Source organism: Clostridium sp. 10cd* (assembly GCF_044336395.1).
GTDB classification, from domain to species: Bacteria; Bacillota_I; Bacilli_A; order Erysipelotrichales; family Erysipelotrichaceae; genus Clostridium_AQ; species Clostridium_AQ innocuum.
This window is the reverse complement of the sequence record NZ_CP172347.1, coordinates 2960594-2976364: the sequence shown is the minus strand read 5'-3', so window position 1 is coordinate 2976364 and position 15771 is coordinate 2960594. Positions and strand designations below refer to the sequence as shown.

The following is a 15771-nucleotide window of genomic DNA, read 5'->3' as shown; positions in this document are numbered from 1 at the left end:
GATGGCAAGAGTAAAAGGTGGATATACAACACGTCAGAGAAGAAAAAAAGTATTAAAGTTAGCGAAAGGATACTATGGTGCAAAGCACATTCTGTATAAGACTGCTCATGAGCAGGTTATGCACTCTTTCAAATATGCATATAATGACCGTAAGGATCTGAAGCGCAACATGCGTAAGCTGTGGATCGCACGTATCAATGCAGCTGCCAGAATGAATGAGATTTCTTATTCCAAGCTGATGCACGGCCTGAAGCTGGCTAACGTTACGATCAATCGTAAAATGCTGAGTGAGATCGCTATTCACGATCCTAAGGGCTTTACAAAAATCGTAGAAACTGCTAAGTCAGCATTAGAAAAAGCTTAATTGAGGAAGCTTTATGGATGACACACGTCATACTTTGAATGAACTTCTGGTAGATCTGTTCAACTACATTCTCTTGATTGAGGAGAAAAATCTCCGCGATCAGGGAGTAAAGCTGTCCATGACCGAGGTACATATTCTGGAAGCAATCGAAAAGAGTGAATCCAATATGATGTCCGCGATTGCCAAGCGTTTGATGGTAACACAGGGGACACTGACCGTTTCAACTTCCAAGCTTGTGAAAAAAGGATATGTAGAGCGTGTTAAGGATGAGCGGGACAAGAGAATCGTGCGTCTGAAGCTTACCGAAAAGGCAGTGAGTATCCTGGACATTCATAATCGCTTCCATGAGGAAATGATTGAGCGTCTGTTGAATGAGCTTGAGCTTGATAAAGAGGTGGAGCTGATTCAGTCACTGCGTAATCTAATGGAATTTTTTAAAGGAAAATACTAAAGCCTGTTCTTGTTAGCAGGCTTTTTCTGTATGCAGGCAGGGGAATGGTGCTATAATAGGGACAAAAGGTACAGGAAAGAACGGATGCTGTAGGCGCGGGAAAGCAGCGGCATTATGTGGTATCAAAGCGAAAGCATGAAAAGCTATGAAGGTTAAAGGTGAAGATAACGGTATGCGATGAGAGGAGGATGCAGATGAAACGTGCACTTGTGCTAGGTGGAGGAGGCAGTAAGGGTGCCTATGAGCTGGGGGTCTGGAGGGCTCTGGATGAGCTGGGAATTTCCTTTGATATTGTAACGGGAACCAGTATCGGTGCGATGATTGGTGCCATGTATGTGCAGAAGCAGTTTGAGCGATGCTTAGAGCTGTGGGAGCAGCTGTCTGTCGATGACATAATTGCCAATGGTGTGAATCTGGATATGGATATCGAGCTGTTGATGTCACAAAAGGGAAAGTATAAGACACTGTTGAAAAGCTATGTGAAAAACAGGGGAGCGGATATCACCCCCTTTGTGAACAAGCTGCAGCATTACTTTGATGCGGAGCGCTTTTTCTCTTCGGATATCGAGTATGCCTGCATGTGTGTGAATGTCACGAAAAAGCAGCCACAGCCGGTCTATCGCCGAGATATGAGCAGGGATACGGCGCTGGATTACATCATTGCCTCTGCCTCCTGCTTTCCTGCATTTCCCATGAAGGAAATCGAGGGGGAGCATTTCGTCGACGGCGGCTATTATGACAACGTTCCCATTGAGCTGGCACGCAGCATGGGAGCTCAGCAAATCGTGGCGGTTGATTTGAAGTCTGTGGGAAAAAGGAAAATACACCGGCCGCAGAAGGATGTGATTTACATTGAGCCGCAGGTATCCCTTGGCAGCTTTCTGCTGTTTGATCAGGTGCGGATTCACCACAATATGGAGCGTGGATATCAGGACACCCTAAAGAAATTCGATTGCTGTCTGGGAAGTATTTATACCTTTTCTCTACAGGACAAGGCGCACATCATCGCGTTTGAGGAACGAATCCACATGCAGCTGGAACAGATAGATGATCTGGTGGACCGCCGCTATATGAGCAGGCTCGTAAAAAAGGCATTCCACCATCAAATGATTGCCAGCTTTTCTCATTTTCAGGAGTATGACTGGCCGTTCTTACGTATGCTGGAAATGACTGCCCTGGCATTTCAAATAGATGATATCGGCATCTGGAGCTTTCCGAAATTTGCAGAGCAGGTGCTTGCCTGTGCACAGAAGCATGTGAGTATCGCAGAACGGGCTGACCGTGACTCCTTGCATCTGCTGGATGCCGCAGCGTCTTTAAAGGAGCAGAGCACAAAGGAAATCATATGCTCCATCTATTATTATATGCGGACTGCGGGAGCTGCAAGCCGCAAGGAGCTGGAGGCGGTCGCACTTCTTATGAATGATTCCTTTGTTATGGCGTATCTTCTGTTCGCGCTGGAACAGCTGGTCGATAAGGGGAAGGGATACAGACTTTCTTGATATGGGCAGTTTGCGTTTTCCGTACAGCCTATGATGCAACTCATAGTCCGATTGTATATTTCAAGCTACTGCGGATATACGCTGCTAACGCAGCCATGCAAGGCGATTTGCTTCTTTTTCACAAAAGCTGCCTCTCATTTGTGAAAAAACGCCTGCAGGCTTTCCTTACGCAACCGCATATATAAGGAACCCGTTATACACCCATATGGAAACTGCCTGCCCTTTCCTGAAAGCTGTGCAAACAGGAAGAAGGTCAGGGAGAAAGCAAAAAGAGACAGGTGTGGATATGAATGATATCCAGCGCCTGTCTTTTTAACCTGCAATTGCTTCTTTTATCCTTAATATTGTAATTCCACTTCCGTTTTTAGAATAATGTTTCCTGATGCGTTGCGTACAGGTATTCGTCAATCGTGTTTATGATGCGATCCCTGATCAGTGCCTCCGGATCATTTTCCAAATGTCCCTCGCGAACCTTTGTATACTGAATCGGCATGAACTGGGACAGTACGCTCAAAGGAATACCGCTCTTACGCAGATTGGCAATCAGCTTATCCTTGGCTGCGGCAACATTAGGATTTGGCATATAATAGCGGCTGCGGTCAGAGAAGCTGTATTTACGCTTGAACCACAGGGCATTGTCATCTCCGTGATAGTGCTTTTTCCAGTTCTTCGGCTCCTCCATCATCGCTTCTTCCAGAACATCGATAAAGTTGCTGAGCGCTTCTTCTTTTCCATGATATACGGCCGTTTCGATGTTTGCGAGTGCGAACAGTGCTTCCCGCATGGCATAGGTCAGCCCCGGGCCAACCTTCAGGATACCGACACCATCCTCGATCAGCTCGCGCAGCTTGAATTTTGTCTGATAATCTGTGGAGTGCCCTTCAAAAATAAGGTTTGGATACTCCTTGATGGATGCCATCAGATCCCTGGCCTTGCTGCGGTCATACTCGGTACATCCGTCATCCTTTTCCTCGACACCCGGTTGTACAACAACACCCATAACATCCTTCCAGGTTTCCTTAAGCCCTTCAGCCGCAAAGGCCTCTTCAAAGGTTTTGACAGTAGCCTTGAAATCTTCAACACGGGTAACCTGCATACCGGCACCCTCTTCCTGTGCGCCTCCTGGAATCGGTACCTCACTTCCCACGATGTATACCGGGCGTACGGCATTTGGATTCTGCTTCAGCAGCTCCTGATAGGTTTCCTCACAGATGCGTGCCAGATGCGCACCGCGTTTTGCGATAACCGCGTCACTCAGACGAATGTTTGGATCATCATCCGCAACCTTCATGCTTGTATCTATATGAATTTTTGTAAATCCGGCAGCTACATAGCAGCGTACCAGCTCTTCTGCCTTTTCCATCGCTTCCTTTTCCGGTAAAGCGGCAAAGGTCAGAGGACCCAGATGATCTCCTCCCAGGAATATACGGCTTTCATCCACACCGATCGCCTTTGCTTTCTTTAATACGAATTCACGGAAGTCTTTGGGTGTCATTCCGGTGTAACCGCCGTTCTGGTCAACCTGATTGGCTGTTGCCTCAATCAGTACGCAGGAATCATCGCGTTTTACACATTCCAGTGCAGCCTCGATAACGTAGTCATTCGCACTGCAGCAGGAATAAATTCCAACCGGTTTTCCTTCCTTCTGTTTAACAACAATCTGTTTTAATGGATTAGCTTGTGGCATTTCAAAACCCTCCTTATATATTAAAATTATAGCACGAAACGAGGGAAAGTAAACGGAAGTGAAACGGAATGCTAGTTTGTATAAAAGTTTTGTACAAAAATACAAACAGAGATATTTTAAACGCGCAAAAACGACAGAAAAGAATACAGAAATCAGCTATGATAAATCAGGAAAAATGAAAATAGAAAAGTAAGTGGAAATTTAGAAATACTTTATCTGAAAAGGTGTTCTTTTGTGATTCCGGTGTGATATACTATAGTGAGATGAGCGAACAAATCGTATACAAGAAAGGTCGGTGGGGATGATGCTTGACGAACAGGAACAATTTCTCCTCCATCAGATTCGCATTCTGTTGAAGCAGCTGGATGAACGGCAGACAAAACAGAAAGATGAAGAAAAACCGGAGAATAAGGATGACAGATACCGTACACTGTTACAGCTGTCCTGCAAAAATATATGGGAGTTTGATCCATTGACACAGATGGTAAGTATAACCTGTCAGGACGGACGCGTAATCATCAATTCCTTTCGCATGCTTATGCAGGGAGTTAATGCGCAGGACCATAAGCGAATCAAGGAAGCTGTGCATCGCATCATGCTGGGAGAAAGTGAAAAGGAGTATTTTTCCTATCAGCGCGAATGCAGGAGCGGTGAAATCCGGTTTTATGAGGTTGGAGCTCATGCATACTGGATCAACGGCAATCTGCATATCATCGGTGTTACGAGGTCTGTACGGGCGATGGAGGAGCGAATCGAGCGTGTTCTGCATGAGCAGGAGAAATTCGATTTACTGCTGAGCATGGCCAATATGTATATATGGGAATACGATGTCGGAAAAAGAGAGTTTTCCGCGAATCAGTCTTTGTGCGACAAGCTGGGACTTCCCATGCGTTCGTATACGGTGGAGCAGCTGAATGAGCTGCTGCAGATACACCAGATGCCGGTCCTGCTGGAACGTATCGAGCGAAAGGCGTTATCGGAGCATGCGGTCATTCATCTGAAGAATATTCAAACCAGTTTCGATTTGATTTTTGAGACGAATTTCAAGGGATTACCGGATAAAAACGGCAATATCAAGGTCGTACTCGGCACTATGAATGATATAACGGAAAAGGAGCTTTTGAAAACAAGCGCCAGCAGGGATCCGCTCATCGGCTGTTTTAACCGGCGAAGCGGCGATATGACGCTGGTCTCCACGTTTCAGAAATTTCAGAACGGGGAGGATTTTTATACCATCATATTTTTCGATGTGGATGATTTTAAGAAGGTCAATGACCGCTATGGACATGATATGGGAGACTATGTTCTGCGCCATGTCTGTGAACAGATCGAGAAGGAAATTCGAAGCAGTGACATGCTGTTTCGCTGGGGCGGTGATGAATTTCTGCTCATCTGCAGCGGAATCAGCAAGGAAAATATCTATGCCTATATCGAGCGTCTGCGCCGTCTGATTGAAAGCTCAGATTTTATTTTCGACGGCAACCGTGTGCAGGTGACCCTGTCTATCGGTGCAGCGTATTATTATAAGAGTGATCATGATTATCAGGATGCATTAAAAAGAGCCGACCGCAGTGTCTATAAGGCAAAGCTGGCCGGGCGCAATAAGGTATGTGTTTTAAAGTGAGTCAGGCCTAATCTAATCCAGTAGCTGGCGAAGATCCTGCGGAAGCGGGCATTCCACGCGCAGCATATCGTTGGAAAGGGGGTGAGGGATGCTTACACGACAGGCGTGCAGTGCGAGGCGGGGACATCTGCTGTCGCGGATTCCATATAGCGGATCACTGAGCAGGGGGTGCTGTATTGCGGCCAGATGGACACGGATCTGATGCGTTCGCCCGGTATACAGCCGGCAGCGAATCCATGTGAAATCCGTGAAGTTCTGCTTTACAAACACATCGGTTCTGGCACTCTTGCCATGCTCGGATATGCGCATCTTTCGCGCATCGTGTCGATCTCTGGCGATTCCCCGGGTGATGGTGCAGTGCTTCTGTGCAATGTATCCCCTGGCAAATGCCTCATACTCCCGATAGATCTGCTTGTTTTTCAGCATGGCATCAAGCAGTGGCTGCAGAAAGGGAACTTTGCAGAATATCATGGCTCCGCTGGTTTCGTAATCCAGGCGGTGAAGCGGGCGAACACAGGTATTGTGTCCCTCCAGAAGATAATGTGCCTTGACCAGATTACAGACGGTGTGTGCATGTTCGATACCGTCACTGTGTACCAGAAGATTCGCAGGCTTATTCACGATGCAAAAGAGTTCATCCTCAAACAGTATCTCCAAATCCTCGTACCAGGGCTCTATCGTATCTTCCTCCATCGCAAGAAAGATGCGTACGGTATCCTGCTCCTGCAGCATATGATTGCCGTGGATGATGCGGTTATTTATGGAAACACGGTTTGTTTGATAATATTCATAGCGTTTCTTTTTTGCGGTATGGAAATATGCGAAAACAGCATCGGTATCCGAAAAGGAAATGCCGCGTAGTTGCAGTATATTGTTTTTCAATTCGATTTTCATAAAATCACCTCATAATTTTTCGGTCAAATGAATAGAATTTCCTATATGGGTCATGCTATACTGGCATTGAGCCAGGAGGAACTGGTTGTAAAGGATGATCCATAGCAGCAAACGCTACTATGAAGATAACATAAAACAAGGAGGAAATAAACATGAAATTATTAAAATGCTCAGTATGCGGCAACATCGTTGAAATGATCGAGGACAAAGGAGTTCCGGTAATGTGCTGCGGAAAGCCAATGGATGAATTAAAGGCAAATACGACAGACGGCGCACTGGAAAAACATGTTCCGGTTGCTGAAATCGCAGATGGAAATCTGCATGTAAAGGTTGGTTCCATGGAGCATCCGATGCTTGCAGAGCACTATATCACAATGATTCTGGTTGAGGCCGGAGACAACATTATGCGTAAAAACCTGAAGCCCGGTGAAAAACCGGAGGGTGTCTTCCCGCTTGGTGATTACAAGGGGAAAGTGCATGTATATGAATACTGCAACCTGCACGGTTTATGGAAGACTGACATCGAGGCATAACCTATACAGAATAAGGAGCACCGGATCGTGCTTCTTTTTTTATCACTTTGTATAAATAAGGAAAGCATTACATAAGCACCTGGAGGGTTTCCGTGGAGGATGAATCCATAGTTGAAGAATGAGTGCTCTTGTGCGTGAGAATTCAGGCAGCTGCCAGTTCAGGGTACGGCCTACCGGTATATGCAAGCGATGCAGCGAGGACAACCGAGACATTTTGCATCGTTGATCACAATATGGCTGCCCTTTCTTTGTGCGTACAATTTCTTATGAAAAACGAAGAATTCATGAAAACTATGGTATACTATTGAAAAACAGGAGGTCGATCACATGTTTGTAGAGGAGCGGCAGAGTGCCATTATGGAGGAGCTGCATGCCAATGGAAAGGTAAAGGTCAAGGAGCTGAGTGAGCGGTTTTCCGTTAGTGAGGACTTGATTCGTAAAGACCTCAGCGCATTGGAAGCAAAGGGACTGCTGAAAAAGGCATACGGAGGTGCTGTGCTGATTCGTGAGAATATTCATCGCAAGATTGCGGCGCAGCGCAAGGATGTGAATCAGGAGGAGAAGCGCGGTATCGCAAAAGCCGCTGTGGATCTGATTCAGGAAGGAGATGTGGTCTTTCTGGACATCTCCACCGTCAATATACGGGTGGCCAGGGAGCTGGTGGAACGGGAGAAGCAGGCAACGATCGTTACCAATATGCTGGAGGTTGTATCCATACTGGCAGACAGCAGTCTTCCTGTGATTTTCATCGGTGGAGAATTCGATTATGGCAGGGACGGCTTTGTGGGGAGTCTGGCAATGGAGCAAATAATGAAATTCCGATTCGACATATCCTTTCTGGGTGTTGTCGGTATTGATGTACACGATAACAGCGTATATACCTATATGGCCAATGACGGGGCGACAAAGCGTGCGATCCTGTCCAGCAGTAAGCAGGCGTTTATGGTATGTGAATCGGATAAATTCATGCAGATCGGCAATTACCGCTATGCTGGAGCGGATGAATTCACCGGGATCATAACGGATCATAAGCTGGACAGGGAAAATGAAAAGCTGATGAAAAACATGCAGCTATGTATACAGCTGGCAGAATAGGTCGGGAAATGGTATCCCGGCTTTTTTTATTTTTTTCTATTGTTTGATAAAAAGTAATAAGAAATAATAATAAAAGTGTTGACAACCGGTAAAAGCATATTATAATGAAGATGTAAACGGAGGTATCTGCCATGGAACTGAAAAAAACTGCTCGAATCGATCTTCTAAAGGAACGTATGCTGTCCCAGCCGCGTTATGTGAGTATGGAACAGGCGATGATCATTACCAGAGCCTACCAGAGGCATGAAGAGGAGCCGGTCATTTTAAAACGTGCATATGCACTCCATGATGCTCTGTGCGAGCTGGAAATCGGAATCGAGCCACAGGAGCTGATTGTAGGAAACCGGACAAAGGGGGTACGCTATGGGGTGGTATTTCCAGAAAGCGGTATTTCCTGGGTGGATCAGGAGCTGGAGACGCTGCCGACACGTCCGCAGGATAAGTTTCTTGTACGTCCTGAGGATGTGCAGACATTTCGCGAGGTCATCAAACCGTACTGGAAGGGGAAATCATTGGAGGATGTGCTGAAAAAGCGTTATGGAAAAGAAATCAGTGCCCTGTCAACGGTTGTAAAAATCAATCAGAAGGATCATGCACAGGGACATATCTGCCCCAATGTCCGTGAATGGCTGGAAAAGGGACCGGCCGGCTTGAAAGAGGAGGCACAGCAGCACCTGCTGGACTGTAAGGAGGAGCAAAGACCCTTCTATGAAAGCATTCTTCTTGTGATGGATGGTGTATGCCGCTTTCTGATGCGGTATCATGATGAATTGCAAAAGGAAGCAAAGCAGCATCCGGACTGGAAGCAGGATATGATAGAGACGGCAGAAATCTGTAAGGCGCTGTCCAAACGGCCGGCTGAAACGTTTCATGAGGCGGTACAGTCCATGTGGATTCTGTTTGTCGTCCTGCATATGGAAAGCAATGCCTCCAGCTTCTCTCCCGGACGTCTGGATGAAATACTGTATCCGTATTATCGCAAGGACAGGGAGCTTGGACGTCTGGATGCGCAAAGAGCGCTGGATATCATTGAATGCCTGTGGCTGAAATTCAATCAGATCGTCTATCTGCGTAATAAAAACAGCGCAAAGTACTTTGCCGGCTTTCCAATCGGCTTCAATATCGCTGTCGGCGGACAGGATGTCCATGGTGAGGATGTATGCAATGAGCTGAGCTTTCTGTTTTTGCTGGCACAGGAGCACATCGGCCTGCCGCAGCCCAATCTGTCTGTGCGCCTGCACAGGGGAACAGGGGATGCTCTTTTAAAGAAGGCTGTTCGCGTCGTGGCAAAGGGAAGCGGTATGCCGCAGTTTTTCAATGATGAAGCAATTATAGCTGAACTGGAGAAGCTGGGGATTTCCCATCAGGATGCAATGGATTATGCCATTGTCGGCTGTGTTGAGCTGACGACGCAGGGGAATAATCTGGGCTGGAGCGATGCTGCAATGTTCAATCTGAACAAGGTGCTGGAGCTGACGCTGCATCATGGCAGATGTCTGCTTACCAATCAGCAGCTGGGGCCGGATCTGGGCGGTCTGGATACGTATGAAAGCTATGAGGAGCTGGAAAGTGCATTTGATGCCATGATTGATCATTTTCTGCAGCGCATGATTCCGGCCTGTGAAGAGGTGGAAAAGGCGCATATTGACATCCTTCCCTCACCGTTTTTATCCAGCGTTATCGATGACTGCATGGAACAGGGAATGGATGTGACACGTGGAGGTGCTCATTATAATCTGAGCGGTATACAGATGATCCAGGTTGCCAATCTGGCCGATTCTCTGGCGGCGATCAAGGCTCTGGTCTATGATAGGAAAAGCGTAACAGGAGAAGCTCTGCAGTATGCACTGGAGCATAATTTTGCACAGGATGAAATGCTGCGGCAGCGTCTTTTGAACAAGGTGGACAAGTATGGCAACGATGTGGAATGGGTGGATATGCTGGGGGCGAAGTGGGCATCGGCATTCCGTGATAAGCTGCGCTCCTTTACCAATTACCGCAAGGGACCATATCATACCGGTATGTATACCGTAAGCGCCCATGTGCCGATGGGAGAGCATGTCGGTGCGAGTGCAGATGGCAGACTGGCCGGTACACCGCTTGCGGATGGCGGTATGTCTGCAGTATATGGAAGAGATTTGCATGGGCCTACTGCCGTTTTGAAATCGGTATCCCGTCTGTCCTGTGACTGCACGACCAACGGCGGTCTTCTGAATATGAAATTTCTGCCGGAATTTTTTCAGAATGAGCAGGGCATTGATAAGTTTGCCGGTTTCTTACGAACCTTCGTCGATTTGAGAATACCGCATATCCAGTTTAATGTTGTGCGTAAAGAGGATCTGCTGGCTGCTCAGAAGCATCCCGAGCAGTATGCATCCTTAACCGTGCGCGTTGCCGGCTATACGGCATATTTTGTGGAGCTGGCACAGGAGCTGCAAAATGAAATCATTGCCAGAACGAGCTATGAAGGCATCTAGCGGCTATGTGTTTGACATCAAGCGCTTCGCTACGCATGATGGAGAAGGAATCCGGACAACGATTTTTCTCAAGGGCTGCCCGCTGCGCTGCGCATGGTGCCAGAATCCAGAGGGACTGCATCCGGTTTTGCAGCTTCTCTATATGGAAACGAAATGTATGCATTGTGGAAGCTGTGCGGCAGCAGCCATCCATGGCGGTGTTTCTATGCAGGATGGGCGAATAAAGCTTGTGCGGGATGCTGTTGAGGACTGGGAAGGTCTGATTGATATCTGTCCGACAGGTGCGCTGCGCTATGATGCGTCCTGCTATGATGTTTCGGATATCCTGCGGGAAGTAAAAAAAGACCGTGCGTTTTTCCGCTATGGCGGAGGGGTTACCCTATCCGGAGGTGAGCCACTGCTGCAGGCGGACTTCGCACTGGAAATTCTAAAGGCATGTAAGGCAGAGGGGATACATACAACGATAGAAACATCCCTGTATGCACCGCAGGATACGCTGCGGCAGCTGCTGCCCTATCTGGATCATATTTATGCGGATTTGAAAATATTTGACCGTGCGGTGCATAAAGCCTATACTGGAGTGGAGAATGCACAGATTCTGGAAAATATCCGCTATCTGCTGTGCACTGAGGAGCTTCGTGATCGTGTGATCATCCGCACACCGCTGATTCCGGAAATGACGGCACGCAGTGAAAATATTACGGCCATAGCACAGTTTCTGCAGCAATGCTATAAAGGTGTGCGTTATGAACTGCTGAATTATAATCCGCTGGCAAAGGCGAAGTATGATTATCTGGATATGGAATATTGTTTTGACGAGAATCCGAAGCTATATACAAAGGAAGCAATGGAGTCATTCTATCGGATTGCAAGGGATCAGGGTATCCGCAATTTGATTATAGAATAAAAAAATCAGGGAGGACATAGAGATGAAAATTTTAATTGACAACGCAGACATTCAGGAAATCAAAAAGGCTTACGAGTATTTTCCGATTACGGGAGTTACATGCAATCCGACAATCCTGAAAAAAACAGGAAGAAATCCATACGATGTATTGAAGGAAATTCGTGAATTTATCGGTGCGGACGGCGATCTGCATGTACAGGTCGTAAGTGCGAAAGCTGAGGATATGGTTGTGGAAGCCCATAAAATTCAGGAGGTGCTGGGAAAGAACACCTATATCAAGATTCCGGTAGTCAGGGAAGGTCTGAAGGCGATGAAGCTGCTGCATGCAGAGGGTGCAAACATCACCGGAACGGCAATCTATAACCAGATGCAGGGCTATCTTGCCGGTATGGCAGGGGCTGCCTATGTGGCACCGTATGTAAACCGTATTGATAATCTGGGCTATAATGGCGTACAGGTTGCCAAGGATATCCACGATATGCTGAAGCATGCCGGTTTAAAGACCGAGGTGATTGCGGCCAGCTTCAAAAATTCACAGCAGGTACTGGAGCTTGCCAAGTATGGTCTTGGTGCAAGTACGATTGCTCCGGATGTGATCGAAGGTCTGATTAAGGTCGATGCCGCCGTTCTGGCAGTGGATGCGTTCACCAGAGATTTCGAGGAGCTGTGTGGTGAGGGCAACACCATGCTGAACATCTAAAAGGCGCCCATCTGAAGGGTGCTGCACAACTGATTAGCATAGATAATAAAAAAACACGCACTCAAACAGAGAGTAAGCGTGTTTTTTTTGCCATACCTCAAAAGCACGGATAAATATGAATAGGATGCAGATCGATTGCTTACATTGCTCCATGGCATCCGGTGAATAGCGCATTACAGTCATGTATGCCATTACAAATTCCAGAAAATTTTTGACATAGCCATAAAAATGCGTAAGCACAATATACATTTTTAGAAACTCTGTTTCAGCTTAAGTCTGATTGAGTAAATGTTCGATAAACGTGATATTATAGAAAGCTGTGACGTCAGGATTCTAGCCAAATTGTCACAGCATCTCATATTTATTTATAATAATGCACCAGTGCCTGTGTACCGTTGTTTTCCTCTCCTATGCCTGCCAGTGCTTCGTACATATTGCAGACAGCCTCCAGCATATCCAGATGGACGTCCTGCTGCTCCATCTCCTGCTGAACAATGTGCATATCCTTAATAAAATGCTTGATATAAAAGCCGGGAGCGAAGTCGTTTGCGAGAACACGCGGTGCGGTATTGTCGATTTGCCAGCTGCCTGCAGCTCCTTTGGCGATAGCGGTAAGCATCTTCTGCTCATCCAGTCCGACCGCTCTTGCATATACCAGTGCTTCACTCATCGCTGCCACAGCGCCTGCCACGGCAATCTGATTGCAGGCCTTTGTATGCTGACCACTCCCTGCTTCTCCCATATACTGAATTCCCGTCCCCAATAGGGAGAATAGCGGACGCATTTGTTCGAACACTTCTTCATCCCCGCCAGTCATAATAGACAGGGATGCGGCTTTTGCCCCGCTGTCACCACCGGATACCGGAGCGTCCAGCATGGCATATCCCTTTGCCTTTGCTGCTGTGTACAGCTTTTTTGCCAGCGCGGGCGAAGAGGTTGTAAAATCAATCAGTACGGCATGCGCTTTGGCATGTGCAAAGATACCGTCATCCCCCTCATAGATTTCTTCCACATCCTTTGGGTAACCGACCATGGTACAGACAACATCCGCATCACTTACACAATCCCGAATGGTACGCTCCACCCGGATTCCCTGCTCGAGCAGGGGAGCGGCCTTCTCATAGGTGCGGTTATAGGCACTCACCGTATGACCGCCCTTTTTCAGGTTCAGCAGCATGCTGGTCCCCATCACGCCGCAGCCAATCCATGCAATCTTCATATGATCACCTTCCTTTTGTATTATTATACAGGAAGATTATAGAAACTGCACGCAAAGGATCAGCAGAAGGACAGAAATCATTCCCTGCAGAATCCGGTAAAGCAGAAAGACGGGATAACGCAGAGGAACCTGTTCCACCATACTCATGATCTGCATATGTACACAGAAGCCTGCAAACCCAAGCAGAAAGCTGGTAAGGAGTAATCTCTGCATAGTGGAAAACGGTGTGACGTTGATCAAAACGATGCCGCTGGAAAACTCCGCAAGACTGCGTATGATAAGCGCAGGAAATTCCGGAAGAAAGGAAAACAGCACAGCGGTAACACTCATAAAAAGCATCAGATATCCCCCGATCATATAGAGAGAAATTCCACTTTCCGTAACTGCACTGCTAAGATTCCGCATAAAGGATTGTGAGGAAGCAACAGCTGCAGGAAAGGTATGAATCGTGTGTCTGCGGGTGAACAGCAGCAACAGCAGACCGCTGAGCAGCTGCAAAGCAAACAGCAGCATGCCGATGTGCAGAGATTTGAAAAAGACGATACCACAGGAGATAATGACAAAGCCCGGTGTAGGAAAACAGCAGCAATACAGCAGGCGTGCTGCATCCTGCCGGGAAAGGACACCATCCCGTACGGCTTCATCCACAAAGACAGAGCCGGTGGGAAAGCCAAGGAACATCGTGCATAAAACCAGATTCCATGCCCCCTGATCCATCCCCAGCAAAGCAGGCAGACCTAGAGAGGGAAGATGGTCAAACGCATGCTCCTTATAGAGGAGACGAACCAGAACCATAGATAAAAACATGGAGGGAACCAGCTTTTCAAACCAGATGGAAAGTGCGTTTTGTGCACTTTGCAGCGTCAGGGTTCCAAAGCCAAGTGTCAATAAGAGAAGACCAAACAGCAGAAAGCCCGTGAATTTTTTCATGTTATCACCGATATACTATATGATGAAACGAAAACTTTCATGTAAATCTTTCCCATTTTGGTGAAATGTGTTAAACTAGATATTCATAAAAGAAGTGGGTGATATAATGATAAATTATCTTGCGAAAAAAATGATACACAACTATAACGAGCTGGAAGATCCTGCTGTGCGAAAGGCATATGGAAACCTTACAAGCACGGTGGGGATTGCAAACAATGTGATTTTGTTTCTGTTTAAATTTCTGGCCGGTACCCTGGCACGCAGTGTGTCCATAACGGCAGACGCTGTCAACAACCTTTCCGATGCCGGAAGCTCTGTGATTTCCCTGCTCAGCTTTAAGCTGTCAAGCAAGCCGGCAGATGAAAAGCATCCCTTTGGTCATGCGCGCTACGAATGTATTGCATCAATGATCGTTGCTGTAGCCATCCTGCTGCTTGGCTTTGAGCTGATCCGCACCAGCTTTCATAAGATTCTTCAACCGGAGGCAGTGTCCTTCAGCTGGTTGAGTGTGATTATTCTTCTGTTTTCCATTTCCGTAAAGCTGTGGATGTACAGCTATAATAAGAAATACGGGAGGCTTTTGAAGTCCAGTATAATGGAGGCGACTGCTGCAGATTCCATCAGTGATGTTATGGCGACGGGAGCTGTTCTTGTTTCCACAGTGCTCTCTCCTATTATTCATTTTAATCTGGACGGCTATATGGGGGTTGTTGTTGCCATCTTTATTTTGATGGCAGGTGGAGGCATCATTAAATCGGCGCTGGATGAGCTGCTGGGACAGGCTCCGGATGAGGATCTGGTGAAACAGATTCAAGATAAGATTAACAGCTATGATGGAGTGCTGGGTATGCATGATCTCATGATCCACGATTATGGTGCGCACCGTACCTTTGCATCTGTGCATGTGGAGGTGGATTATAAGGAAGATGTACTGAAATCTCATGATATGATCGATAATATCGAACGCGACTTTCAGGAGAATATGGGACTGGAGATGGTTATCCACATGGATCCCATCAATATTGACGATCCGCTGACCAACGAGCTGCGAACACTGACAGCAGCAATCGTAAAGGAAATTGATGAAGACCTGAGCATGCACGATTTCCGTATCGTTCCGGGAGAAACCCATACGAATATGATTTTCGATGTTGTCGTGCCCTTCCATATTAAGATGAGTAATCAGCAGATTCTGGATGCCCTTGCACAGCGGATCCGGGAGCGTAAGGGCGATCATTACTATCTGGTTGTTACCTTTGATCGTGCCTATACGACCCACCATTCACAGGAATCTGCCTGAAATCTGCAACAAGAAATCCTTTTCTATCCTGATACAGATACAGCAGGGAAGCAGGACAGCTTATAGGCGCATTCAATAGAATATAGAA

General features: G+C 46.9%; 14 protein-coding genes. 10 read left to right on the top strand and 4 right to left on the bottom strand.

Features of this window, described 5'->3' with window-relative positions:
• Position 1: 1 nt before the first annotated feature.
• The 3 genes from rplT (at position 2) to ACG3M1_RS14720 (ending at position 2317) form a co-directional block, all read left to right on the top strand.
• The gene (rplT, locus tag ACG3M1_RS14730; protein WP_002610165.1) at positions 2-364 is read left to right on the top strand and encodes a 50S ribosomal protein L20; all 363 of its coding nucleotides are present in this window, start codon (positions 2-4) and stop codon (positions 362-364) included.
• Between the two features lie 13 nt (positions 365-377).
• Positions 378-815 carry a MarR family winged helix-turn-helix transcriptional regulator gene (locus tag ACG3M1_RS14725; protein ID WP_002610167.1) on the top strand — a complete coding sequence of 146 codons (438 nt, stop codon included), beginning with the start codon at positions 378-380 and terminating at the stop codon, positions 813-815.
• Positions 816-1009: 194 nt separating this feature from the next.
• A complete protein-coding gene (locus ACG3M1_RS14720) occupies positions 1010-2317 on the top strand; it encodes a patatin-like phospholipase family protein (protein ID WP_009271045.1) in 1308 nt (435 codons plus the stop codon).
• Positions 2318-2681: 364 nt separating this feature from the next.
• Here ACG3M1_RS14720 and ACG3M1_RS14715 read toward each other — a convergent pair whose 3' ends face one another.
• Complete coding sequence (locus tag ACG3M1_RS14715; RefSeq protein WP_008817607.1) at positions 2682-4004, bottom strand: class II D-tagatose-bisphosphate aldolase, non-catalytic subunit; 1323 nt, start codon at positions 4002-4004, stop codon at positions 2682-2684.
• Positions 4005-4308: 304 nt separating this feature from the next.
• Between ACG3M1_RS14715 and ACG3M1_RS14710 the strand changes: the two genes are divergently transcribed.
• Positions 4309-5628 carry a sensor domain-containing diguanylate cyclase gene (locus tag ACG3M1_RS14710; RefSeq protein ID WP_022300441.1) on the top strand — a complete coding sequence of 440 codons (1320 nt, stop codon included), beginning with the start codon at positions 4309-4311 and terminating at the stop codon, positions 5626-5628.
• Between the two features lie 12 nt (positions 5629-5640).
• Here ACG3M1_RS14710 and ACG3M1_RS14705 read toward each other — a convergent pair whose 3' ends face one another.
• Positions 5641-6522 carry an RluA family pseudouridine synthase gene (locus ACG3M1_RS14705; protein ID WP_022300440.1) on the bottom strand — a complete coding sequence of 294 codons (882 nt, stop codon included), beginning with the start codon at positions 6520-6522 and terminating at the stop codon, positions 5641-5643.
• A gap of 152 nt (positions 6523-6674) precedes the next feature.
• Here ACG3M1_RS14705 and ACG3M1_RS14700 point away from each other — a divergent pair, with 152 nt between their 5' ends.
• The 5 genes from ACG3M1_RS14700 (at position 6675) to ACG3M1_RS14680 (ending at position 12234) form a co-directional block, all read left to right on the top strand.
• The gene (locus ACG3M1_RS14700) at positions 6675-7055 is read left to right on the top strand and encodes a desulfoferrodoxin family protein (RefSeq protein WP_002610177.1); all 381 of its coding nucleotides are present in this window, start codon (positions 6675-6677) and stop codon (positions 7053-7055) included.
• Positions 7056-7382: 327 nt separating this feature from the next.
• Positions 7383-8150 (top strand): DeoR/GlpR family DNA-binding transcription regulator, encoded by a 768-nt coding sequence (locus tag ACG3M1_RS14695; protein ID WP_008817604.1) that lies wholly within the window; start codon positions 7383-7385, stop codon positions 8148-8150.
• Between the two features lie 131 nt (positions 8151-8281).
• The gene (locus ACG3M1_RS14690; protein ID WP_008728764.1) at positions 8282-10627 is read left to right on the top strand and encodes a glycyl radical protein; all 2346 of its coding nucleotides are present in this window, start codon (positions 8282-8284) and stop codon (positions 10625-10627) included.
• Entirely contained in the window at positions 10590-11534 is a 945-nt protein-coding gene (locus ACG3M1_RS14685) for a glycyl-radical enzyme activating protein (RefSeq protein ID WP_395814285.1), read from the top strand. The genes ACG3M1_RS14690 and ACG3M1_RS14685 overlap by 38 nt, the downstream gene beginning before the upstream one ends.
• Positions 11535-11556: 22 nt before the next feature.
• Positions 11557-12234 carry a transaldolase family protein gene (locus tag ACG3M1_RS14680; protein WP_009271041.1) on the top strand — a complete coding sequence of 226 codons (678 nt, stop codon included), beginning with the start codon at positions 11557-11559 and terminating at the stop codon, positions 12232-12234.
• A gap of 361 nt (positions 12235-12595) precedes the next feature.
• Here ACG3M1_RS14680 and ACG3M1_RS14675 read toward each other — a convergent pair whose 3' ends face one another.
• Together ACG3M1_RS14675 and ACG3M1_RS14670 are read right to left on the bottom strand one after the other, a co-directional pair.
• The gene (locus ACG3M1_RS14675; protein ID WP_009271039.1) at positions 12596-13453 is read right to left on the bottom strand and encodes an NAD(P)-dependent oxidoreductase; all 858 of its coding nucleotides are present in this window, start codon (positions 13451-13453) and stop codon (positions 12596-12598) included.
• A gap of 36 nt (positions 13454-13489) precedes the next feature.
• Complete coding sequence (locus ACG3M1_RS14670; protein WP_065531708.1) at positions 13490-14383, bottom strand: hypothetical protein; 894 nt, start codon at positions 14381-14383, stop codon at positions 13490-13492.
• Between the two features lie 106 nt (positions 14384-14489).
• Between ACG3M1_RS14670 and ACG3M1_RS14665 the strand changes: the two genes are divergently transcribed.
• Entirely contained in the window at positions 14490-15683 is a 1194-nt protein-coding gene (locus ACG3M1_RS14665; RefSeq protein ID WP_008817599.1) for a cation diffusion facilitator family transporter, read from the top strand.
• Positions 15684-15771: the final 88 nt, after the last annotated feature.

Bases quoted from the DNA above. Each gene is read 5' to 3' on its own strand.
- ACG3M1_RS14670 (WP_065531708.1), bottom strand. From the start codon at position 14,383: ATGAAAAAATTCACGGGCTTTCTGCTGTTTGGTCTTCTCTTATTGACA.
- ACG3M1_RS14675 (WP_009271039.1), bottom strand. From the start codon at position 13,453: ATGAAGATTGCATGGATTGGCTGCGGCGTGATGGGGACCAGCATGCTG.
- ACG3M1_RS14715 (WP_008817607.1), bottom strand. From the start codon at position 4,004: ATGCCACAAGCTAATCCATTAAAACAGATTGTTGTTAAACAGAAGGAA.
- ACG3M1_RS14705 (WP_022300440.1), bottom strand. From the start codon at position 6,522: ATGAAAATCGAATTGAAAAACAATATACTGCAACTACGCGGCATTTCC.
- ACG3M1_RS14720 (WP_009271045.1), top strand. From the start codon at position 1,010: ATGAAACGTGCACTTGTGCTAGGTGGAGGAGGCAGTAAGGGTGCCTAT.
- ACG3M1_RS14710 (WP_022300441.1), top strand. From the start codon at position 4,309: ATGCTTGACGAACAGGAACAATTTCTCCTCCATCAGATTCGCATTCTG.
- ACG3M1_RS14685 (WP_395814285.1), top strand. From the start codon at position 10,590: ATGAAATCATTGCCAGAACGAGCTATGAAGGCATCTAGCGGCTATGTG.
- ACG3M1_RS14665 (WP_008817599.1), top strand. From the start codon at position 14,490: ATGATAAATTATCTTGCGAAAAAAATGATACACAACTATAACGAGCTG.
- ACG3M1_RS14700 (WP_002610177.1), top strand. From the start codon at position 6,675: ATGAAATTATTAAAATGCTCAGTATGCGGCAACATCGTTGAAATGATC.
- ACG3M1_RS14695 (WP_008817604.1), top strand. From the start codon at position 7,383: ATGTTTGTAGAGGAGCGGCAGAGTGCCATTATGGAGGAGCTGCATGCC.
- ACG3M1_RS14725 (WP_002610167.1), top strand. From the start codon at position 378: ATGGATGACACACGTCATACTTTGAATGAACTTCTGGTAGATCTGTTC.
- ACG3M1_RS14690 (WP_008728764.1), top strand. From the start codon at position 8,282: ATGGAACTGAAAAAAACTGCTCGAATCGATCTTCTAAAGGAACGTATG.
- ACG3M1_RS14680 (WP_009271041.1), top strand. From the start codon at position 11,557: ATGAAAATTTTAATTGACAACGCAGACATTCAGGAAATCAAAAAGGCT.
- rplT (WP_002610165.1), top strand. From the start codon at position 2: ATGGCAAGAGTAAAAGGTGGATATACAACACGTCAGAGAAGAAAAAAA.